General features: G+C 58.8%; 21 protein-coding genes. 15 read left to right on the forward strand and 6 right to left on the reverse strand.

Going from position 1 to position 21954, the window contains the following annotated elements; genetic code table 11:
* Nucleotides 1-265 precede the first annotated feature (265 nt).
* The 8 genes from pnuC (at nt 266) to fapF (ending at nt 6702) form a co-directional block, all read left to right on the forward strand.
* On the forward strand, nt 266-829 hold the full coding sequence (gene pnuC / locus KI231_RS15010) for a nicotinamide riboside transporter PnuC (RefSeq protein ID WP_212808913.1): 564 nt from the start codon (nt 266-268) through the stop codon (nt 827-829).
* Nucleotides 826-1350 (forward strand): AAA family ATPase, encoded by a 525-nt coding sequence (locus KI231_RS15015; protein ID WP_213028798.1) that lies wholly within the window; start codon nt 826-828, stop codon nt 1348-1350. The genes pnuC and KI231_RS15015 overlap by 4 nt, the downstream gene beginning before the upstream one ends.
* Nucleotides 1351-1694: 344 nt before the next feature.
* A complete protein-coding gene (fapA, locus tag KI231_RS15020; RefSeq protein WP_103302086.1) occupies nt 1695-2144 on the forward strand; it encodes a functional amyloid chaperone FapA in 450 nt (149 codons plus the stop codon).
* Nucleotide 2145: 1 nt separating this feature from the next.
* Nucleotides 2146-2718 carry a fibril amyloid subunit FapB gene (gene fapB, locus KI231_RS15025; RefSeq protein WP_212808914.1) on the forward strand — a complete coding sequence of 191 codons (573 nt, stop codon included), beginning with the start codon at nt 2146-2148 and terminating at the stop codon, nt 2716-2718.
* 73 nt (nt 2719-2791) lie between these two features.
* Nucleotides 2792-3814 (forward strand): amyloid-like fimbrin subunit FapC, encoded by a 1023-nt coding sequence (gene fapC, locus KI231_RS15030; RefSeq protein WP_212808915.1) that lies wholly within the window; start codon nt 2792-2794, stop codon nt 3812-3814.
* 63 nt (nt 3815-3877) lie between these two features.
* Nucleotides 3878-4558, forward strand: coding sequence for a fibril amyloid maturation endopeptidase FapD (gene fapD, locus KI231_RS15035; RefSeq protein ID WP_103302089.1), 681 nt, complete (start codon nt 3878-3880; stop codon nt 4556-4558).
* A gap of 44 nt (nt 4559-4602) precedes the next feature.
* The gene (gene fapE / locus KI231_RS15040; protein WP_103302090.1) at nt 4603-5349 is read left to right on the forward strand and encodes a fibril amyloid subunit FapE; all 747 of its coding nucleotides are present in this window, start codon (nt 4603-4605) and stop codon (nt 5347-5349) included.
* Nucleotides 5350-5394: 45 nt separating this feature from the next.
* Nucleotides 5395-6702, forward strand: a complete 1308-nt coding sequence (fapF, locus tag KI231_RS15045) for a fibril amyloid transporter FapF (RefSeq protein ID WP_103302091.1) — start codon at nt 5395-5397, stop codon at nt 6700-6702.
* Between the two features lie 94 nt (nt 6703-6796).
* Here the strand turns inward: fapF and KI231_RS15050 are convergent, their stop codons facing one another.
* Nucleotides 6797-8122, reverse strand: coding sequence for a sigma-54 dependent transcriptional regulator (locus tag KI231_RS15050; RefSeq protein WP_103302092.1), 1326 nt, complete (start codon nt 8120-8122; stop codon nt 6797-6799).
* A gap of 355 nt (nt 8123-8477) precedes the next feature.
* On the opposite strand from KI231_RS15050, the gene KI231_RS15055 reads away from it, so the two are divergent.
* The 3 genes from KI231_RS15055 to nhaB all read left to right on the forward strand — a co-directional run bounded on the left by KI231_RS15055 (nt 8478) and on the right by nhaB (nt 11926).
* Entirely contained in the window at nt 8478-8744 is a 267-nt protein-coding gene (locus KI231_RS15055; protein ID WP_103302093.1) for a DUF1652 domain-containing protein, read from the forward strand.
* Nucleotides 8745-9027: 283 nt separating this feature from the next.
* Complete coding sequence (locus tag KI231_RS15060) at nt 9028-10317, forward strand: delta-60 repeat domain-containing protein (protein ID WP_212808916.1); 1290 nt, start codon at nt 9028-9030, stop codon at nt 10315-10317.
* A gap of 106 nt (nt 10318-10423) precedes the next feature.
* Nucleotides 10424-11926 (forward strand): sodium/proton antiporter NhaB, encoded by a 1503-nt coding sequence (nhaB, locus tag KI231_RS15065; RefSeq protein WP_212808917.1) that lies wholly within the window; start codon nt 10424-10426, stop codon nt 11924-11926.
* A gap of 121 nt (nt 11927-12047) precedes the next feature.
* Here nhaB and KI231_RS15070 read toward each other — a convergent pair whose 3' ends face one another.
* Genes KI231_RS15070 through gnd form a run of 3 tightly spaced genes read right to left on the reverse strand, consistent with a single transcriptional unit; the run spans nt 12048 to nt 15354 of the window.
* Entirely contained in the window at nt 12048-12857 is an 810-nt protein-coding gene (locus KI231_RS15070) for an HAD family hydrolase (protein WP_212808918.1), read from the reverse strand.
* On the reverse strand, nt 12854-14377 hold the full coding sequence (zwf, locus tag KI231_RS15075; protein ID WP_103302097.1) for a glucose-6-phosphate dehydrogenase: 1524 nt from the start codon (nt 14375-14377) through the stop codon (nt 12854-12856). The genes KI231_RS15070 and zwf overlap by 4 nt, the downstream gene beginning before the upstream one ends.
* Complete coding sequence (gene gnd / locus KI231_RS15080) at nt 14374-15354, reverse strand: phosphogluconate dehydrogenase (NAD(+)-dependent, decarboxylating) (protein WP_212808919.1); 981 nt, start codon at nt 15352-15354, stop codon at nt 14374-14376. The genes zwf and gnd overlap by 4 nt, the downstream gene beginning before the upstream one ends.
* Nucleotides 15355-15628: 274 nt before the next feature.
* Here gnd and KI231_RS15085 point away from each other — a divergent pair, with 274 nt between their 5' ends.
* From KI231_RS15085 to KI231_RS15100, 4 genes are all read left to right on the forward strand, one after another.
* The gene (locus KI231_RS15085) at nt 15629-15811 is read left to right on the forward strand and encodes a DUF6026 family protein (RefSeq protein WP_103302099.1); all 183 of its coding nucleotides are present in this window, start codon (nt 15629-15631) and stop codon (nt 15809-15811) included.
* Between the two features lie 213 nt (nt 15812-16024).
* A complete protein-coding gene (locus KI231_RS15090) occupies nt 16025-17773 on the forward strand; it encodes a phosphoethanolamine transferase CptA (RefSeq protein WP_103302100.1) in 1749 nt (582 codons plus the stop codon).
* A gap of 146 nt (nt 17774-17919) precedes the next feature.
* Nucleotides 17920-20148 (forward strand): TonB-dependent siderophore receptor, encoded by a 2229-nt coding sequence (locus tag KI231_RS15095; protein ID WP_212808920.1) that lies wholly within the window; start codon nt 17920-17922, stop codon nt 20146-20148.
* A gap of 186 nt (nt 20149-20334) precedes the next feature.
* Complete coding sequence (locus KI231_RS15100) at nt 20335-20544, forward strand: hypothetical protein (RefSeq protein WP_212808921.1); 210 nt, start codon at nt 20335-20337, stop codon at nt 20542-20544.
* Between the two features lie 91 nt (nt 20545-20635).
* Here KI231_RS15100 and KI231_RS15105 read toward each other — a convergent pair whose 3' ends face one another.
* Nucleotides 20636-21127, reverse strand: coding sequence for a GNAT family N-acetyltransferase (locus KI231_RS15105; protein ID WP_212808922.1), 492 nt, complete (start codon nt 21125-21127; stop codon nt 20636-20638).
* A gap of 234 nt (nt 21128-21361) precedes the next feature.
* Nucleotides 21362-21943, reverse strand: coding sequence for a DinB family protein (locus tag KI231_RS15110; RefSeq protein WP_212808923.1), 582 nt, complete (start codon nt 21941-21943; stop codon nt 21362-21364).
* Between the last annotated feature and the right edge of the window lie 11 nt (nt 21944-21954).

Raw genomic sequence — 21954 nt, forward strand, 5'->3', positions numbered from 1 at the left:
AGCCTGCTGGAGACAGGTTTATGTCAGCCAATATCTACCGTGCTGACATACCGCCATCGCTGGCAAGCCAGCTCCCACAAGGATTTATGCCATGCCCACCCATCTTGGGCATTACTCAAAACCCTGTGGGAGCTGGCTTGCCAGCGATGAAGGCGGAACATTCAACATCATTGTTGACGCCGCCGAAGCCATCGCGAGCAGGCTCACTCCTACAGCTTTTCTGGGTACAATCCGCCCCCTCCTCAACTCCCTCCAAGGAACCCACATGTCCGGGCTTGAACTGTTTGCCGCCGCTCTCGGTGTGATTGCCGTGTGGCTGACGGTTAAACAGAATCCGTGGTGCTGGCCGATCGGGCTGGTCATGGTGCTGCTCTATAGCTGGGTCTTCTTTGAAGTGAAGCTCTATTCGGACATGTTGCTGCAAGTGATCTATGCCGCGCTGCAAGTCTATGGCTGGTGGCAATGGACTCGCGCCGGGACGATGCACGACGGACGTCAGGTCACGCACCTGGATGCTCGCTCGATAATGCTGGGGCTGAGCGTGGGCGCCATCGGCAGCGTGTTGCTGGGCGCCGCCATGGCGCACTGGACTGACGCCGCGCAACCCTGGCTGGACGCGGCGCTGACCGGTTTCAGCCTGGTGGCGCAGTTGTGGATGGCGCAGAAACGCCTGCAATGCTGGGCGCTTTGGTTCGTGCTGGATGTGATTTTCGTCGGATTGTTTCTTTATAAGGGCCTGTACCTCACCGCCGCCCTGTATGCCTTGTTCACGCTTATTGCGATTCAGGGCTGGCGCGAATGGCGCGCCGATCCGGCGTTGCGCACATGAAGGTCGTGGTGCTGACCGGCCCCGAGTCCACCGGCAAGAGCTGGCTGGCGGCCGGCCTGCAACAACGTTTCGGCGGGCTGCGGGTAGACGAGTACGTGCGCTGGTTTATCGAGCAGAACCCTCGCGACACCCGTCTGGCCGACATTCCCGAGATCGCTCGCGGGCAACTGCAATGGGAAGATCAGGCTCGGGCGCAACGGCCGCCGCTGCTGATTCTCGACACTCATCTGCTGAGCAACATGCTCTGGAGCCAGACGCTGTTCGGCGACTGTCCGGCCTGGCTTGAGCCGCAATTGCTGGCGCGGCATTACGACCTGCACCTTCTCCTGTCTCCCGAGCAGATCGACTGGACCGATGACGGTCAGCGCTGCCAGCCGGGTCTGGATCAGCGCCTGGCGTTCTACCAGGCCACCCGCGAGTGGCTGGAACGCCATGACCAGCCATTCAAGGTCATAGAGGGCAATTGGGCTGAACGCCAGACTCGAGCCTTCGCAGCGGTCGAGGAACTGCTCGCGCAATAACCCGTCTTTGTGGGTCCGTTTACCCGGTTTCGGGGGCAAAGTGTCCGTTCCTGAAACACTTCCTCGCGTGCAAACGGCCCGTTTCAGCGGATTGATCAGTTTGACACTGCCGTTGTTACTTTGCTGAAACACTGCGCCGCAAACCCTTGTCCCAGAGCATTGTTCAGCCAATAGACAGCTCAACGCGGCAGTGCCTGTTTCACCGCTGAAACAGCTTGCGTATCAAGTGCGCGCTCTTTCTGCGTAACTCATTGAAAATCCTAAGCAATTAAAAAGCGGCACAGCTTTCGCTCTCTCCTTCACAACGCTGACAAGGGCAGCCCACTGAAGAAGGAATTGCAGCCGTGGGGAACTTCAATAAAACCTTTACCTGCCTCCTGCTGATCGGATCAGCAGCCAGTGCGTTCATCAGTTTCAACGTTCAGGCCGAAGGCAATGGCGTGATCGTCCTCAACCGCGATGTCCAGCCGATCCCTATCGGTCGCAGCGGGGGCAAAGACCCCTACCCGACCACCGTCAACGCCAACCCTTCGGCGCGCATCAATCAAGCGATGACCAGCACCGAACTCAATGACGGTGACTTTGCCAGTATCGCCAGCGGCTCTTCGATTCGCGGCAACATCACCACCCCAACTTCGAACATGCCTGGCATGAACGTGCTGAGCAATCCCAACGGCCTGCCAGGGATGAGCTCCGGTCATGGCGGCGGCGGTGGCGGCTCGATCTCCAACACCGTCAACCGCGCAATGGGCGCCGGCCTGGCCCCGCTGACCCGCATGGCTGGAGGCCAATAAGATGAATCGCTACCTGCTCCTGCTTGCCCTCTTCGGCTGCGCCAGCGCGATGGCGGACCCCAGCTCAGTGAACGACGCGAACATTCAAGACACCGGCATCCAGTACCGCGGCAACTACAACATCAACCAGGCCGCCGGCGACCAGATGCAACAGACCAACACCAAAGCCATCGCCATTGGCACCTCGGCCAGCGCCACCACCATCGTCAGGCAGAAGCTCGATACACCGGCCGATCCGTCGATGAATGCCAGCGCAACCATTGGCGGCAACTCTTTCAGTAACGGCAACGGGATCCTCGGTGTGAACCAGGGCGCCGGTGCCAACAACCAGATGGCCAACGTGACGCGCGTCAGCATCAGTGCTGCGCCGCAGAGCGTTGACGACAGCGCCCTGTCGCAACAGAACGTGGCGCTTTTACCGAGCTCAGGAGCAACTGGCACCTCATCCGGCAGTCGCCAGATCACGACAAGTGATCAGGCCTTCACCGGCAGCCGAGGGGTGATTCAGGTGAACCAGAGTGCCGGGGTGGGGAACCGAATGGCTAACACCCTGAGCATCCGGGTCGCTGACTGACCCAAATAACAAAAGCAGTGCAATTAGAAAGTACCAACACTTAACCAACTAATAAGCACGATGGAGAAACACCATGAAACCTACAATGGCTCTCAAACCACTGGTTTTCGCACTTGCAGCAGTGATGGCAATCGCAGCACAGGCAGGCGGTCGTGATGACGATCATGGTAATGGTAACGGGCACGGCAACGGTCATGGCAACAACCATGATCCGAAAGGCCCTACCCTCGAAGAACTGCTGCAAATCGGCGCTGGCGCCGGTGCCGCAGTGCTCGATGTGCAGAACAGCCAAGGCAACGTAGTCGGCAACCAAGGCACAAAAAATAGTGCCGGTATCGAAAACTCGGCCAACGGTTCCAACGGCAACCTGGGCATGAACAACACCGCTGGCGACGGCAACCAACAAGACAACGCCGCCGCACTGGCCACTGCTGACGAAAGCTTCATTTTCGGCACCGCAGTCGCTGCATCCAGCGCTACTCAGGTCAACGCCAGCAACTCCGTTGCCAACTACTCCACCACCAACACCGCAGGCTTGAACAATGTGGGTAACGGCGGTTCCGGCAACATTGGCGTGAACAACAGTGCCGGCAACTTCAACCAACAGAAAAACAACCTCGCAATCGCCGTATCCGGTGGCCGTGTGGCCCAGGCTGCTGCCGCTGCGAACCAAAGCTCCACAGGTCTGAACGTAGGCAACTACGGCACTCAAACCTACAAAAAAGATACCCTCACTGGCACTGTTGCCGCCGTCGGCGTGTTCGGCGCCGTTGGCGAAGCTACCATCAAAGATGACGATCATGGTCACGGCGGTGGCGGCTACGGCAACAACGACCGTGGCGGTAACGGTGGGCATGGCGGTAGCAAAGATCAGAAAGCTACCTTCGAAGCTGTGGGTGTCTTCGGTCTGGCTGGCGTAACCACTCAACAAGTGATGACTCCAGACGGCTGGAAAAACCCTGTAACCAACAATGCTGCAGTCAGCAACGTTGGCAACAACTTCTCCGGCAACGCTGGCTTCAACAACGCCGCAGGTGTTGGCAACCAACAAAGCAACTCGCTGTCCATCGCTGCAGGTTGCAAAGCCTGCATGTAATCGCGATCGAAACGAAAGCCCCGGAAACGGGGCTTTTCCTCAGTCCGCAAAGGCGTATCGATCATGCGTAAGACTGCCCTCATCGCTCTGCTTTGTCTGTCTGGCCTGACCCAGGCGGCGCAGATGCCCGTGGCTGCCCTTCCCGGCGGCACACTCATCTACAAGAACGTGCAAAGCATTCGTGAGCGCAAGTTTGCCGACATTGTCGAACAGAAAACCGATTTCAGCTGCGGCGCTGCTGCACTGGCCACGGTGTTACGCCAAGGCTATTGGCTCGACGTCGATGAGGAGCACATCATCAAAGGCATGCTGGTCAACGCTGACCAGGACCTTGTTCGTACTCAGGGTTTTTCCATGCTCGACATGAAGCGCTACATAGAAAGCATCGGCATGCGCGCCAGAGGCTACAAGATTCCGCCGGAAAAACTCGACGCTGTAACAATCCCGGTGGTGGTACTGATGGAAATTCGCGGCTACAAGCATTTCGTGGTGTTGCAACGTGCGGACAAGGATTGGGTTTACATCGGAGACCCGGTTCTGGGCCACAAACGTTACTCCCATGATGACTTTGTCAAAGGTTGGAACGGCATCGTCTTCGCCATCGTCGGCCCCGGATATGACAAGGCCAACGCCTTGCGCAGCCCGCCGACACCGCTGACGGCCAAGAACAAGCTGGATAACTTCAACCCTGTCAAAGATGCTGAATTGATGGACTTCGGGTTCATACAGAGCGACTTCTTTTAATCGCCGATTATAAAGAATGGGGCTGGATGTCCCGGGAGCAGCAGATGAAAACCTCATACTGGCTGGCCGCCGCCTGCCTGGCAGCGAGCGCGTCAGGCTATGCCAATGCAGGATTCAAACCTATAGAAATACAGGATAAGGAATTGTCCGAGCTACGTGGTCGTTATGTCATGCCGGGGCGGATTATCAGCTTCGGCATTGTCATGAGCAGTACCTGGCGCAACGCCAGTGGTGATCTGATCGGGGCTGCGACCTCGATGCAACTTCAGGCAGCAACGGTCAAACCCGAATTCTATGTGCAAACCATCAAGGAGCACGGCAACGGCAGCACGCTGCCAACGGGCACCGGGACAATCACCGGTGGCGCCGGCCTCGACAGCAGCCAGGGCGTGACGCAAAGCGTGCGTGCCGCTGGCGACAGCAATACGGCCTATAACAACGTTGCCATTAACGTTTCGGAAGCCAGTCAGGCACCGGCACTGGTGCCCGCGCAAGGACAGGCCCTGATGGCCGGACAAACCATCGGCGGCAGTAATGCCGCGGGCAGCGTGGCCGTTTCGGCCAACGGTGGTGGCGTACAAATGGCCATTCAGGCTTCAGGTAATCAGGGCACGGCCCTGCAACAAGTTGCCCAGGGCGGTTTGCTGCAGAACACCCGTCTGCTCGGCAGTGCCAACGTGGTCAATAACATGACCCAACTCAACGTTGTGTTGAACAATAACGGCATGAGTGCCGGTGCACTGGACTGCAACCTGACTCAACTCAGGGCACTACGCAATATCGGATATTGAACTACGCTGAGTCTCGATCATTGGGCTTAAAGGGACGGCTTATTCATGTATCGATCAGTATCACTGCGTGCCGCTGTATGTCTGAGTACGCTTCTACCGGCCGCGATGCTGCAAGCAGCACCCGACGCTGACGTGGAAACGCTGAAACAGGAACTTCTGGAGCTGAAGCAACGATACGAAGTACAACAAAAGGCCCTGGCGGTACTCGAACAACGGGTCCGCCAGGTCGAAGATCAACCCGCCGCTCCGCAACCCAAACGCCTGGCCAAATCGCCATCCGACATGAAAGGCAATCCGAAAGTGGCCACCGGCACCGGGGCCGCAGCAGCGTCGGGGGGCGCCGCCGGGGGCAGTGGCGCTTCCTACGGGCAATCGCTGGCCGACGATTCGCAACCGGCGCAGAGTGTGTCCAATCTGTACGACGAGGCCAGCGGCTTCTTCGGCGGGGGCAAATTCAGCTTTGAAACCGGCATCACCTATTCGCGTTATGACACTCGCCAGTTGATTCTCAACGGCTTCCTGGCGCTGGACTCGATCTTCCTCGGCAATATCAACCTTGACCGGATCAAGGCGGATACCTGGACTCTCGATCTCACCGGTCGCTACAACTTCGACAATCGTTGGCAGTTCGACCTGAACGTGCCAGTGGTCTACCGCGATTCGACCTATCAGTCCGGCGGCGGCAACGGCGGTGCGTCCAACGTCACCACCGAGCAGGATGTCGACCGCGACCCGACCATCGGTGACGTCAACTTCGGCATCGCCTACAAGTTCCTCGACGAGTCGGTCAACACCCCGGACGCAGTGGTCACCTTGCGCGTCAAGGCGCCTACCGGCAAAGACCCCTTCGGCATCAAGTTGCGTCAGACCGATGCCAACTCCAACCTGTTCGTGCCTGACACCCTGCCGACCGGCAACGGCGTCTGGTCGGTCACGCCCGGCATCTCGCTGGTCAAGACGTTCGACCCGGCGGTGCTGTTCGGTAGCCTGTCCTACACCCACAACCTGGAAGAGTCGTTCGACGACATCAGCTCCACCGTCAACCAGAAAAACCCGGGCAAGGTGAAGATCGGCGACAGCTTCCAGATCGGTGCCGGTATCGCCTTTGCACTGAACGAGAAGATGAGTATGTCGTTCTCGATGTCTGACCTGGTGCAACGCAAGAGCAAGCTGAAACAGGATGGCGGAGATTGGCAATCGGTGGTGTCCAGCGACGCCAACGCCGGTTACTTCAACGTCGGCATGACCATTGCGGCCACCGACAACCTGACCATTGTGCCTAACCTGTCCATCGGCCTTACGGATGATGCCCCGGACTTTTCCTTCAGCCTGAAATTCCCGTACTACTTCTAAACCACGCACAAGCAAAAGATCGCAGCCTGCGCCAGCGCCTACAGGATTTAAATGTAGGCGCTGGCACAGGCTGCGATCTTTTGATCTATGGTTTCTACCGAATCTGATGCTTGTGCAACAGCCGATAAAACGTCGGCCTTGAAACCCCGAGTACCTTGGCGGCCACGCTGAGATTATCGCTGTGCCGGTTCAACACATCGCACAACGCCTGACGTTCAGCGCGGGTCTTGTAGTCCTCCAGCGTCCCCATGGGCGTGGCGATCGACTGCTGACTGATCAGGCCAAGATCACGCGCCTCAATCTGCCGACCTTCAGCCAGGACCAGGCCGCGACGCACCCGGTTGGCCAGTTCGCGCACGTTCCCTGGCCAATCGTGTTTGCCCATCGCAATCAGCGCATCCTCACTGAAACTGCGCGGACGACGCCCGGTTTCATGACTGTAGAAATGCGAGAAGTGGTTGGCCAGCATCGACAGATCGCCGTGACGTTCTCGCAACGGTGCCGTCACGACTTGCAGCACGTTGAGCCGGTAATACAGGTCTTCACGAAAACGTTTTTTCTCGATGGCGGCCTCAAGATCGACGTGAGTCGCCGCCAATACCCGAACATCAACCGGGATAGGCTGACTGCCGCCCACGCGCTCGATGTGTTTTTCCTGCAGGAAGCGCAGCAGGTTGGCTTGCAATTCCAGCGGTAGATCACCGATTTCATCGAGAAACAACGTGCCACCGTTGGCCGCTTCAATACGCCCGACCTTGCGCTGATGAGCGCCGGTGAACGCGCCTTTTTCATGACCAAACAGCTCGGACTGGATCAAGTGTTCGGGAATTGCCCCGCAGTTGATCGCGACAAAAGGTTTGCTGTGGCGCTGGGACTGACGGTGCAGCGTGCGCGCAACCAGTTCTTTGCCGGTGCCGCTTTCGCCACGGATCAGCACCGGCGATTCGGTGGGCGCCAGTTTACTCAGCAGCTTGCGCAGTTCGCGGATCGGCTTGCTGTCACCCAGCAGTTCATGCTCGGGCTGATCGACGTGAATCGTGCCCTGCCCGCGCAGTCGCGCCATGCCGAACGCCCGGCCGAGGGTGACCTGCACTCGCGACACATCGAACGGCAAGGTATGGAAATCGAAAAACCACTCGCAGACGAAGTCACCGACGTTCTGTAAACGCAGGACTTCCTGATTGAGCACAGCGATCCATTCGGTGCCGCTGCGGCTGATCAGCTCTTTGACGGCCTCAGGCCGTTCGAGGTGAAAAGGCTGCAAACGCAGCAAGCCGACATCACAGCTGCGGTCGGCGGCGTTTTCCAGAGTACAACTGTCGACATCCCACCCTACCGCTCGCAAACCGGGCAATAAGCGGTGACAGTCGTCGCAGGGGTCGACTACCAATAAACGTCTTAACGCTGGCGCTTCGCTCATGACTGTTCCTTGGCGCCAAATATTAGAAATGATTGTAAAAACAGTCATTTGGCAGACCCGACTGTAACGTTAGCAAGATTTTGACAGCGCCTTGTATCAATTGCTTATAGGTGTACAAGCAAATTCGTTATAAGTATCCGCTTGATTAGTTGGCTATCGACTTAATCCCTGCCGAATACCTTTCAAGAACCTTCCAAAAGCGCTCGAAAAACCGAGTGAATGAAAGAAAGTTGAAATTTCTTTGTTTCGAGTGTGACCCGCTCCCGGGTTGCGTGCATCAGTACAAGTAACCAGCCGAACGGTAAGCCCAACCGACGGCACATCACTTGATTGGGCACTAAAGAGAGAAGACCCCATGACCGCCCCGCTCCGTATCAACGAAGCTCTTTTGATTGCCAACCGCGCGTTCCAACCTTTCCAATGCGTGGCCTGGGCCCCACAAGACGGCAATGGCGAACTGAACCTGACCGTCATCGATCGCACTAATTCGCACATCGGCCGCAAACAGATTCCATGCAGCACCTACTCCGATCCTGCGCAGCTGGAGCAACTGTTGCAACAGGCCCGCGCTGAACTGAGCAAAGAAGGTTATGCGCTGCAATCCTGGTCGATGTCACACTGACCAGCCGGGCGCTGCGGATGACGTCGACGTCATCCGCCCTCCTCTTGCTAGTTACTCTTTCTGATTATCCCCTGATACTTTTGTACAACTTCTGGCAGCGCGTTCTCGCGTAACTGCTTGGCAGGCTTGCTATTGGTTCAAAAAGACACTGTTCTGGCACAGTGTGACCCTCCACCTGTTAGTTCTTACAGTTGTACTTCTTCTAGTTCAGGTTTTGAATGTTCCGCTCATGCAGTTAGCCACCGGTTCCCCGGTCATGGTCAACTTGCAAGGAGATGCGTGCATGTCCACCCTGAACGCCGTTGCGCTCCCGACGTTATTGAATAATGCCGGTCAACTCGACAAATCGTTTGCCAGCACCGGCGTGGCTCAGGTGTATTTCGCCGGCAGCCTGTCCAGCCTGACCCAGGATGTCGCACTCGACGCGCAGGGGCGGATTCTGGTTGCCGCCAAAGTCGGCATCACCGAGGGCAGCCGTTTCGGTTTGGCACGCCTGCTGGCGGATGGCTCGGCCGATCTGTCCTTTGGTGAGCAAGGCAGCGTGATCGATACATTTGCCCCAGGCTTCGAAGCCATGGCCGGCAAAGTGCAGGCGCTGCCCGATGGACGGATCCTGCTGGCGGGCCTGCATTATGAAAACAGTCACCGCACCCTGCCCGCGCTTGCCCTGTTCGACGCGCAGGGCCAACCGGATCAATCTTTCGGTGACAACGGTTACCAAGTGGTGCGCCTACCGGGCGACTTGTCCATGGGCACCCGCGACAGCTGGCTACCGCCCGGAGTGCCGGGCGCAGAGGCCTGCGATTTTGCGGTGCAGGATGACGGACATATTCTACTGATCGCCAACCATCACTTCGAACTGGCCGACCACGCCGGCATGCTCATCCGCCTCAAGCCTGACGGCAGCCTGGATGACACGTTCAACGGGCGCGGTTTCGTGATGATCCGCCATCTGCTGCTCAACACCTGGCTCAGCCGGCTGATGCTGCAGAAGGATGGGCGAATTTTGGTGGGCGGCTCGATCGATTTTCCTCAGGAAGGCCTGTTGGCGCGTTACCTGCCCGATGGCCGGCTGGACGAACGTTTTGCGGTAGATGGTTTCATGGCATTCAAGGCCCACGGCAAAAGCGCTCTGGTCAGTCAGATCCTTGAATCGGCGGACACCCTGCACTGCTTCGGCAGCAGCCGCGACCCGATCCGATGCATGGCATTCAGCCTGCACCTCAATGGCCGGCCGAACCTGCGCAGCAATAACGGCCAGCCCCATTTGCTGGAAATCGGCCCCAGCGGCTGTCAGTGGAGCGCCGCCCAGTGCATGGCAGACGGCCGCATCATCGCGGTGGGCGCCACCCTTGGCGGGGTCGAGGCCGACTTCATCGTCGCGCGTTACTGCGCAGACGGGCGCCTTGACCAGAGTTTCGGTCAGGGCCGCGGCTGGTTGCGTACGCGCCTGGGACGCAGCCTCGACACGGCGAATTCACTTGCCGTGCAATCGGATGACGCCATTCTGGTCGGTGGCTATTCGCTGGATGGCAACTACCGGGCGATGGTCGCGCGGTATCTCAATCAATAACAGCCTTCGGCAGCACCTACATGGAATCGTGTTCAAGTCAGGAACAACTTGAACTTGTCTGACACATCCGGCAACTTGCGCGCTTCTTAAAAACAAGGAGCAACCGATGTCCGGTTCAATGGCCCAGGCGTTCGCGCAAAATTTTCTCGGGCACTCGCCACGCTGGTACAAGGCGACCATCGTCGGATTTCTGATCCTTAACGCTGTCGTGCTGTTCACGGTGGGGCCGGTCGCGGCTGGCTGGTTGCTGGTGATCGAGTTCATCTTCACCTTGGCCATGGCGCTCAAGTGCTATCCGTTGATGCCCGGCGGTTTGCTATTGATCGAAGCTCTGCTGTTGAAGATGACCACGCCGCAGGCGCTCTACGATGAACTGGTACACAACTTCCCGGTGATCCTGCTGCTGATGTTTATGGTGGCCGGGATTTACTTTATGAAGGATCTGCTGCTGTTTCTGTTCTCGCGGTTGTTATTGGGCGTGCGCTCGAAAACGGCACTGGCCCTGATGTTCTGCTTTCTATCGGCGTTTCTGTCGGCATTTCTCGATGCGTTGACGGTTACTGCGGTGATCATCAGCGCGGCGGTCGGCTTTTACTCGGTCTACCATCGGGTGGCGTCGGGTAACGATCCGCGTCAGGACAGCGGGTTCAGCGACGACCAACACCTGCCGACACTTCATCACGATGATCTGAATCAGTTTCGCGCATTCCTGCGCAGCCTGTTGATGCACGGCGCGGTCGGCACGGCGCTCGGTGGCGTGTGTACGCTGGTGGGCGAACCGCAGAATCTGCTGATCGGCCATGAAATGGGCTGGCACTTCGCGGAGTTCTTTCAGAAAGTCGCCCCCGTGTCCTTGCCGGTCCTGGCTGCGGGCCTGATCACCTGCGTTCTGCTGGAGAAGCTGCGCTGGTTCGGCTACGGCACGCTGCTGCCGGACAACGTCCGCGCCGTGTTGGCCAATTACGCCGCCGAAGACAACGCCGAACGCACCCCGCGCCAACGTGCGGCGCTGCTGGTGCAAGGCACTGCGGCACTGATCCTGATCGGCTGCCTGGCGTTTCACGTCGCCGAGGTCGGCCTGATCGGCTTGATGGTGATTGTGCTGATCACCGCGTTTACCGGCATCACCGACGAGCATCGTCTGGGCAGCGCATTCAAGGATGCCATGCCGTTTACCGCGCTGCTGGTGGTGTTCTTTGCCGTGGTCGCGGTGATTCACGATCAACAGCTGTTTGTGCCGCTGATCGAGTGGGTGCTGGCTCTGCCGATCGATCAACAACCGGGCATGCTGTTTATTGCCAACGGTCTGCTCTCGGCGATCAGCGACAACGTCTTCGTTGCGACGATTTACATCACCGAAGTGAAACAGGCGTTCCTGGCCGGGCACATGAGCCGCGAGCACTTCGAGACGCTGGCAATTGCGATCAACACTGGTACTAACCTGCCAAGCGTGGCGACGCCAAATGGCCAGGCAGCGTTTCTGTTTCTGCTGACGTCGGCAATTGCGCCGCTGGTACGCCTGTCGTACGGGCGCATGGTGTGGATGGCATTACCGTACACCTTCGTCATGGGCCTGCTGGGCTGGTACGCGGTCAGCTACTGGCTGTAGTTACACCGAATAAAGTGTAGGAGTGAGCCTGCTCGCGATAGCGGTGTGTCAGCCCAGAAAATGGTGACTGAAACATTGCTATCGCGAGCAGGCTCACTCCTACATTTGTTTTGGGGTGAATTCAGTGAGGAAGGATGTACTTTTCGATCGCCTGAGCCACGCCGTCTTCGGTGTTCGGCGCGGTGATCACGTCGGCCTGACGCTTCACCGCCTCCTCCGCCTGTCCCATGGCAATCGACAGTCCCGCGCAATGAAACATCGCCGGGTCGTTGCCGCCATCGCCAATCGCGGCCGTCTGCTCCAGCGGGATGCCCAAGTGCGCGGCAATGGTCGCCAGTGCGGTGCCTTTGTTGGCCTCCAGCGCCGTGACGTCGAGGTACACCGATTGCGAGCGCGAGACTTGCGCCATGCCGTTGACCTTGGACAGTAAACGCGCCTCCAGTTCGATCAACAGCTCAGTGTTGTTGCTGGTCGCGACGATCTTGTCGATGCGCTCAAGATACGGTTCGAAACTCTCGACCACCACCGGCGGATAGCCGAGGCCATGCTGCTCGCGCGGCACCATCGGCCCGTGCGGATCCTTGAGCAGCCAGTCGCCGCCGCTGAACACCCAGATTTCGACATCCGGTTGATCGGCAAACGTCGCGAGAGCAATCAGCGCCGTTGTCGCCGGCAGGTAATGCGCGACGAGCATACTACCGTCCGGATTGACGATTGTGCCGCCGTTGAACGCCGCCGTCGGCAGATCGACGCCCAAGGCTTCGATCTGCTGCAACATGGCTTTCGGCGGACGCCCGGTGGCGAGACTGAACAGGACGCCCGCCTCGCGTAACGACCGCACGGCGTCGATAGTACGCTGGCTCAGCCTGTGATCGGGCAGCAACAGCGTGCCGTCCATGTCGCTCAGCAGAAAACGGATCGGCTTGCTCATCCGAGGCCATGCCAGACGCGGCCATCGCGAGTCAGCAGGTCTTCGGCGGCTTGCGGGCCATCTTCACCGGCGGCATAGGTTTGCACACTCGCGTCCTGCTGCCAGGCGTCGAGGAACGGTTGCACCGCACGCCAGCCGTTCTCGATGTTGTCGGCACGCTGGAACAGCGTCTGATCGCCGGTCAGGCAGTCGTAAATCAGGGTTTCGTAACCGGTCGATGGCTGCATTTCGAAGAAGTCTTTGTAGGCAAACCCCAATTCGATGTTGGCCATGTTCAGCGCCGGCCCCGGGCGCTTGGCCAGCAGGTCGAACCACATGCCTTCATTGGGCTGGATCTGGATACGCAGATAGGTCGGTTGTAGCTCGTCGACTTCGGTGTCGCGAAATTGCGCATAAGGCGCCGGTTTGAAGCAGATGACGATCTCGGTGTCGCGCACACTCATGCGCTTGCCGGTACGCAGGTAGAACGGCACGCCGACCCAACGCCAGTTGTCGATCATCACCTTCAGCGCCACATAGGTTTCCGTGGTGCTGTCGGGCGAGACGTTGGCCTCCTGGCGATAACCGGCCAGTGCCTTGCCGCCGACTTCACCGGCGCTGTACTGGCCACGCACCGAGTTGGCCCGAGCTTCTTCAACCGTCCATGGACGGATCGCGCCGACCACTTTGGCTTTCTCGCCACGTACCGCATCGGCGCCGAACGCCGCCGGCGGTTCCATGGCAACCATGGCCAGCAACTGGAACAGGTGATTGGGCACCATGTCGCGCAACGCACCGGTGTGCTCGTAAAAACTGCCACGGGTTTCGACGCCGACGGTTTCGGCGGCGGTGATCTGTACGTGGTCGATGTAATGGTTGTTCCAGAACGCCTCGAACAGGCTGTTGGAGAACCGGCTGACCAGAATGTTCTGCACGGTCTCCTTGCCCAGGTAATGGTCGATCCGATAGATCTGTTTCTCGGACATCACCTTGAGCAGGCAGGCGTTCAGTGCTTCGGCGGTCTGCAGATCGGAGCCGAACGGCTTCTCGATCACCACCCTTCTGAACGCTTCGGGGGTTTCTTCTAGCAAACCGGCGCTGCCGAGTCGACGCACCACTTCACTGAAGAAACGCGGCGCGGTGGCTAGGTAGAACACCGCATTGCCGGTGCCGCTGTCGGCGATTTTCGCCGCCAGCGCTGAATAAGTGCTGTCGTCGAGGAAGTCGCCCTGGACGTAGCTGATACCTTTGGCGAGCTTGGCCCACAAGGCCGGATCAAGCATCTGATCGCCCTTGCCGACCTTCGCCGCCACTTCGGTACGAATGAAGTCCTCGAGCTTTTGCGCGAAGGCTTCATCGGTAATGGCGTTGTGGTCAACGCCAACGATCCGCAGGTTCTCATCAAGCAGGCCGTCGCGACTGAGGTTGTACAGCGCCGGCATCAGCAAGCGCTTGACCAGGTCGCCGTGGGCACCGAACAGAAACAGCGTGGTCGGTGGTGCCGGTTCTGCCTTGGATTTTCTGCGGATCGTATGGGTCATTTCTTCGGTGTCTCCACATGGCCGCCGAAGCCGAAGCGCTGGGCCGAAAGAATCTTGTCGCCAAAGGTGCCTTGGCCACGTGAGCGGTAGCGCGAGAACAGCGAGTTGGACAGCACCGGTACCGGCACCGCTTGCTCCATGGCGGCTTCGATGGTCCATTGACCTTCACCGCTGTCGGCAACCGAACCGGAGAAACCGTCAAGTTTCGGGTCGCTGGCCAGCGCGTCAGCCGTCAGGTCGAGCAACCACGATGACACCACGCTGCCACGACGCCACACTTCAGCAATGTCGGCCACGTTCAGATCGAAACGCTGATCTTCCGGCAGGCGCTCGCTGGACTTGGTCTTGAGGATGTCGAAGCCTTCGGCGAACGCGGCCATCATGCCGTACTCGATGCCGTTGTGGATCATCTTGACGAAGTGACCGGCGCCGGCAGGACCGGCGTGAATGTAGCCGTGCTCGGCGCGCGGGTCATCGGACTTGCGATCCTTGGTGCGCGGGATGTCGCCCATGCCTGGCGCCAGTGCGGCGAACAGCGGATCAAGACGCTTAACGGTCTCGGTATCGCCGCCGATCATCATGCAGTAGCCGCGTTCCAGGCCCCAGACGCCGCCAGAGGTGCCGACGTCGATGTAGTGCAGGCCTTTCTCGGCCAGGGTTTTGGCGCGGCGGATGTCATCCTTATAGTTGGTGTTGCCGCCGTCGATGATGGTGTCACCGGCTTCCAGCAGAGTGCTCAGGGTGTTGATGGTGTCTTCGGTCGGCGCGCCGGCCGGCAGCATGACCCAAACGGCACGCGGCTTGGCCAGGCCTGCAACCAGTGCCGGCAAGTCGGCAACGCCGGTGGATCCCTCGGCGACCAGGTTGTCGATGAAAGCGGTATTGCGGTCGTAAACAACGGTGGTGTGACCGCTGAGCATCAGGCGCCGCGCAATATTACCGCCCATGCGGCCCAGTCCAATAATCCCGAGTTGCATGTGCTGATGCTCCTTACTACAAATAAATGTGTGTCAAAGGTTATAGCCCAACGCGACTAATGGAGGTTAGTCCAGAGCGTCGGGATGAAGTTTCCGGGCATTGTGCCCGATTCAGACAGATAACGCCCTGAATCGTGCCGAAGACACACCGACCATGAAAAATAAAAAAGTTCCATTCACTGGCAAAAGAAATCAAAATTGGCGCCGATAGTAAGTCAGTCACCCGAAATCGGGGGCGATTTACAGTTGAGACACACCATTTGCGAGGTGAGCAATGGGCACAGTACACACAGCAATGCCGCCACAAACCCTGTACGTGACAATCCGTCGCGATGAATTGCGCCAGTTGAAAGACGAGCGCGACCAACTGAAACAGGAGTTGGCGCAACTGCGCGCGATGACACTGGGTGCTCAGCCCAAGCCGCTGCCGGTTGTTCAGCGCCACCCGCACGCCTGATCTCCCCCGCCTGATTCGGGAACGGCACTCGCGGTTCCCGACACGCTGTACTTCTGACCGTTGCCACGTCTACTGGCGCGGTAATTAACAAAACTTTCACATTCGCTTCGTAATACTCCGCCTCCATTCTGGCCGTACCTGCGCGTGCGGCCTTTGTTCGTCGGCTTCATGGATGTTCCGGCGGTGGTTGTAACGAGACAGCTGGAGCGCCGAATGGCATTGTTCAAACGCAGCACAACGACTGCGGCAGGTTTCGACTGGGCCGGTCTACTCTGGCTTTTTGTGTTCTTCTGGTACTTTTCCGGCATTACCCAACTGCTGATTCAGATCACCGGCACCTCCGGTTTCAGCGGGTTCCGCCAGGCGTTCTTCATGAGCGCACTCTGGCTGGCGCCGATGCTGCTGTTCCCCAAGCGCACCAAACTGCTGGCCGCCGTGATCGGCATCGTGCTGTGGGCTTGCTCGATGGCCAGTCTGGGTTACTTCTTCATTTATCAGCAGGAATTCTCCCAGAGCGTCATCTTCATCATGTTCGAGTCGAACGTGTCCGAAGCCGGCGAGTACATGACCCAGTACTTTGCCTGGTGGATGGTGCCGGCGTTCCTCGCGCATACCGCATTCGCCTACTTCCTGTGGACGCGCCTGCGCCCGGTGTACATGCCGCGCGGCCGTGCCATGGTCGCCGCCGCCGCCATCGTGATTGCCGTGGTCGGTTATCCGCTGGTCAAACAGACCCTGCGCATGGGCACCTTCGCTCAAGGCTTCGAGAAATTCGAGACCCGCATCGAGCCGGCCGTGCCGTGGCAAATGGCCGTGGCCTACCACCGTTATCTCGATACGCTGGCCGACATGCAAGGCATGCTGCACAGCGCGAGCAAGATCCCGCCGCTGCATAACCTCAAGACAGCGGGCGCCGATCAGCCGTCCACGCTGGTGCTGGTGATCGGCGAATCGACCAACCGCCAGCGCATGAGCCTCTACGGTTATCAACGCAACACCACGCCTGAGCTGGACAAACTCAAGGATCAACTGGCTGTCTTCGACAACGTCGTCACCCCTCGCCCGTACACCATCGAGGCGTTGCAGCAGGTGCTGACCTTCGCTGACGAAGAAAATCCCGACCTGTACCTGTCGACGCCGTCGCTGGTCAGCATGATGAAACAGGCAGGCTACAAGACCTTCTGGATCACCAACCAGCAGACCATGACCAAGCGCAACACCATGCTCACGACGTTCTCCGAGCAGGCTGACGAGCAGGTCTACCTGAACAACAACCGCAACCAGAACGCCGCCCAATACGACGGTGACGTGATCGAACCATTCAACAAAGCCCTGGCCGATGCTGCACCGCGCAAATTGATCGTTGTTCATCTGCTCGGCACGCACATGAGCTACCAGTACCGCTATCCGCCGACCTTCGACAAGTTCCAGGATCGCAATGGCGTCCCGGCCGGCGTACGTGACGATCAGGTGCCAACCTACAACAGCTACGACAACGCGGTGCTGTACAACGACTTCGTGGTGTCGAGCCTGATCAAGGATTACGCCAAGTCCGATCCGAACGGGTTCCTGCTGTATCTCTCGGACCACGGTGAAGACGTGTTCGACTCTGCCGGTCACAGCACCCTGGGGCGTAACGAAAACAAGCCGACGGCGCCGATGTACACCATCCCGTTCATGGCTTGGGCGTCGCCGAAATGGAAGGCTAACCATGACTGGAACTTCGCCGGCGACCTTGACCGTCCGTACAGCAGCTCGCACCTGATACACACCTGGGCGGACATGGCCGGTTTGAGTTTCGATGAGCTGGACCGCAGCAAGAGCGTGGTCAGCGACAGCTTCAAGCAACGTCCGTTGCTGATCGGTGATCCGTACCAGACCGAGCAGCGTGCACTGATCGACTTCAGTCTGATGAAGCCGAAAAAGCCCGACACCGCACCCGCAGACGTCGCGCAAAAGTAACACTGTGAAGGGGCCGAAACCGGCCCCTTTTTCTTGCCCGCCACACCTCCAAACAATAATGTTTCGCGTTTGATACTAAATCTCAGGCTGGCGCTTCGTCTTTGAGCAAACGGATTTTTTCCCTCGAAGACAAGGAGTCGGCTGCGATGTTCGCGCCCATCACCCGTTCCATGACCCTCACGCTCGGCCTCTGTGGAGCCGCCCTGAGCCCCGATCTGCTGGCTGAATCCGAAACGGAAAAGCCGCCGGAACCCGCCGCCACGGCGCTGGAGCTGGCATCGACCAGCGTCACCGCACAAGGTTTGGGCACCACCACTGAAAATACCAGCGCCTATACCACCGGCGCCATGAGCACCGCGACGCGGATGAACCTGTCGATCAAGGAAACCCCGCAATCGGTGTCCGTGGTGACGCGTCAGCAAATGGATGATTTCAAGCTCGGTACATTGTCCGAGGCCATGCGCCAGACCACGGGCGTGGTTGTGCAGCACATGGACTCCGACCGGGTCGACTATTCGGCGCGCGGTTATTCGATCGAAAACTTCCAGATCGACGGAATGCTCAACACCTTCGATCGCATGAAGACCGATGCCGACACCATCATTTACGACCGCATCGAGGTGGTACGCGGCGCCACCGGGCTGACGACGGGTGCGGGCGATCCTTCGGCGACCATCAACATGGTGCGCAAGCGTCCGACCGCGCAATGGCAGGCGCTGGCCGGAGTCAGTGGCGGCAGCTACGACAATTACTACAGCTACGTCGACGTCGGCGGGCCGTTGGCTTTCGACGGGCGCTTGCGCGGGCGGACGGTGTTGGCCTATCGCGACAACCAGTCGATCAAAGACAAATACGCGCTGCAACGCGAAGTCGGTTACGGCGTGCTGGAGGCCGACTTGACCGACTCCACGGTGCTGGCGGTCGGTTACGACTATCAGAACAAGCACGTGCAAGGCTCATCATGGGGCACCGTACCCTACTGGAATGCCGATGGCGGCAAGGCCGGTCTGGGGCGTTCGACCAACATGGCGACGTCCTGGAGCTCCTGGCCGCTGCAAGACAAAACCGCATTCGCCACCCTCGATCAGCAACTGGCCGGCGGCTGGCACCTGAAAGCGGCGTACACCCATCGCGACAGCAACAGTGACGGCAAGGTCTATTACGGCGGAGGCGGTTTCCCCGAGGCCGACCGCAGCGGCATGAACGCCTACACCTCGCACATGATCGGCACGCAGAAAATGCAGGCGTATGACTTCAACGTCTCCGGTCCTTACTCGCTGCTGGGGCGTGAGCACGAAATGATGTTCGGCTACGGTGAGGCGGAGCGCCGCTCAAACTCCCCTTACACCATTGCCGGTGCGCGCCCCAAGGATTACGCAACCATCCGCGACTGGAAATACATGGGTGACATCGCAAAATTCAGCGACACCGTCACCGACCTCACCAGCTCGAAGGACAATACCCGACAAAAGGCCGGATACATCGCCACGCGCCTGAGCCTGACTGATGAGTTGCACGCGGTGCTGGGCAGCCGATACGGCAGTTGGGAAGCCTCCAGCACCAGCAACCGTTACGACGCCAATCGGCAACTGAGCAAAGTCGATTACACCCGTCAGAAACAGAACGACGTATGGACGCCTTACGCTGGCCTGTTGTATGACCTGACCCCGGAATACACCGCGTACGTGAGCTACACCGACATCTTCAAACCCCAGGGCAACCGCGACAAGAATCGCAAGTACATCGACCCGGTGGTTGGCAAAAACTATGAAGTGGGCATCAAGGGCAGTTTGCTGGAGGAGCGCCTGAACCTTTCAACGGCGGTGTTCTGGAGCAAACAGGACAACGTCGCCGAACTCGATAACTCGGTACCGGCGGATCCGGTTACCCGCGAACAGTTCTATAAATCCGGCGGCAAGGGCAACAAGGTCAACGGTTTTGAGGCCGAAGTGTCCGGGGAAGTCCTCCAGGGCTGGAACATGACCGCCGGTTACACCTATACCCACTCGGTGAACGGCGAGAGCGAGCGCACCAACACCAATCAGCCGATGAACCTGTTACGCGTCTCCACGGCGTACCGTTTGCCGGGCGAATGGCAGGCCCTGACCGTGGGCGGTGCGGTGAACTGGCAAAGCGATGTATATGGCACCTCAAGCCGGCCGGTCGGCCTCGACACTGAAGAGGCACGAATCAACCAGAGCGCCTACACAGTGGTCAATCTGATGTCGCGGTACGAACTTGATCGGCACCTGTCGGCGTCGCTGAACGTCAACAACCTGTTCGACAAGAAGTATTACGACAACGTCGGCTTCTATAACGGCGTGTACTGGGGCGATCCGCGCACAGTGACGCTGAGTCTCGACTGGAAGCTTTGACCCCTTCACCTCTGGCGCGGTGCACCTTGGCCTGATGTGCGCCGCGTCTGTCAGACAGCGCCCGGCAACATGCTGCAAAAACCACACTGAGGGGGCGTTAACCCGGTGTTAATTCAGGCCACCCAGACTCGCTTCCGAGATCTGCTTCATGGACGAACGGCTCCCACTTGTTCAGTAGGAGGCACCATGAAAATCACTACCGTAATCCTTGCCGGGGTGTTTGCCCTCGGTTCTGCCAGCGTCTTCGCCGAAGGTGGCGCTGAGCGCATGCGTTATTACTACGACAACTTCCCTGTCCACCAGGCCCAGAGCGAGCAGAAGAGCGACGACAACGCGAAAGAAATTCGCGTTCCCGCCGATCAGACGGCGCAAGTGACCGAGTCCTATCGCGACTGAGATTGACCGAGCAACCGATGGACCTCTCATGGCTCCGCTCTGGCCTGGGAGAAGACAGTTGGGCGCCCTTTTCGGGCGCCTTTTTTTATGGCTAAAGGTTTTTGATCCAGAACAGCATGCGTCCGTGATCCGGATTGAACATACCGGGCGCGAAGCCGAATTTGCTATAGGAATTCTGGGCCACAGTATTGCCTTCCAACACTTCGAGGGTGATCTTGCAGCAGCCGCGCTGGCGGGCGATTTCCTCGACTTTCTGCAGCATTGTCTGGCTCAGACCGAGACCGCGAAACTCGTTCACCACCATCACGTCATGGACGTTGACCAACGGTTTGCAGGCAAATGTGGAAAACCCTTCAAAGCAGTTAACCAGCCCCGCCGGTTCACCACCGACAAAGGCCAGCACACTGAACGCATGCGGCCGGCAAGCCAGTTCTTCGGGCAGACGACGCAGCAGATCAGGGTCGAGAGAATGGCCACCGCCCATAGGGTCTTCGGCGTAATGATTGAGCACGATACCGATGGCTTCGGCGTGCGTTGGATTGCTGTAGCTGGCTTGAAGCACAAGAATTTCTGTGGAATCCATTTCCATCCTCAAACACACAAAAGCCCCGGCGCGCAAAGTGCTTGCTGAAAGGCTGTCCCGACCTTAGCGCGAGCGTGGTACAGCAAACAACCCTGTAGTGAGGGGATTTAGCGAAACGTCGCACCGCCCCGATGGGGGTGCGAAGCAGCCCTTTTTTAAATCAAAAGTGGGCCTGCTGCGCACGCCATCGGGGATAAATCCCCTCACCACAGGCAGATTTCAGGCAGGGGTTTCTCAGTGACCCCAGATCAGTTCTTCGGTCCAGCCCAGTTCGGCGAAGTCTTCTGCGCGTAATGCCGCTTCACCGACGCAGAAAAATTCGTCCAGTTGCGGCGGTTTTACCGAGGTGTCGCTGAGCATCGCATGCACTTGCCCACGATGATGGATCTGGTGTTCGAACAGGTGCGAAAGCATGCGCAGGCGGCTGTCATGCTGCGGTGTATCGCGGGCAATGGTCACGATCCGGGCCAGATCGGCATCGCGCAGTTGCTCGCAATAGGCGATTAGCCGTCTATCGACATGGGCCTGCTCTTCGCGCAGTTGCGGGCCGTCGGTAAACGGCTCGTCCACGCTGAAAAACACATAGCAGTCGGGGTGCGGCTCGGCCCCGCGCAGCTCGCGTTCAAGCGCGTCCACGTAGAACCAGTCACAGGCAAGAATGTGATTGAGGGTCAGGCGGATGCTCGGGAAAAAACTCACTCGCGGCGCTACCAGATCATGCTCATCGAGTTGCGTCCAGGCCTTGGCCAAGCGGTGATTGGCCCACGCATTCTGGTAAGCCATGGTCAACAGATGATGTGATAACGGTTGGCTCATGTCGGCGCCCT

Source organism: Pseudomonas sp. Seg1, from assembly GCF_018326005.1.
Taxonomy (GTDB): domain Bacteria; phylum Pseudomonadota; class Gammaproteobacteria; order Pseudomonadales; family Pseudomonadaceae; genus Aquipseudomonas.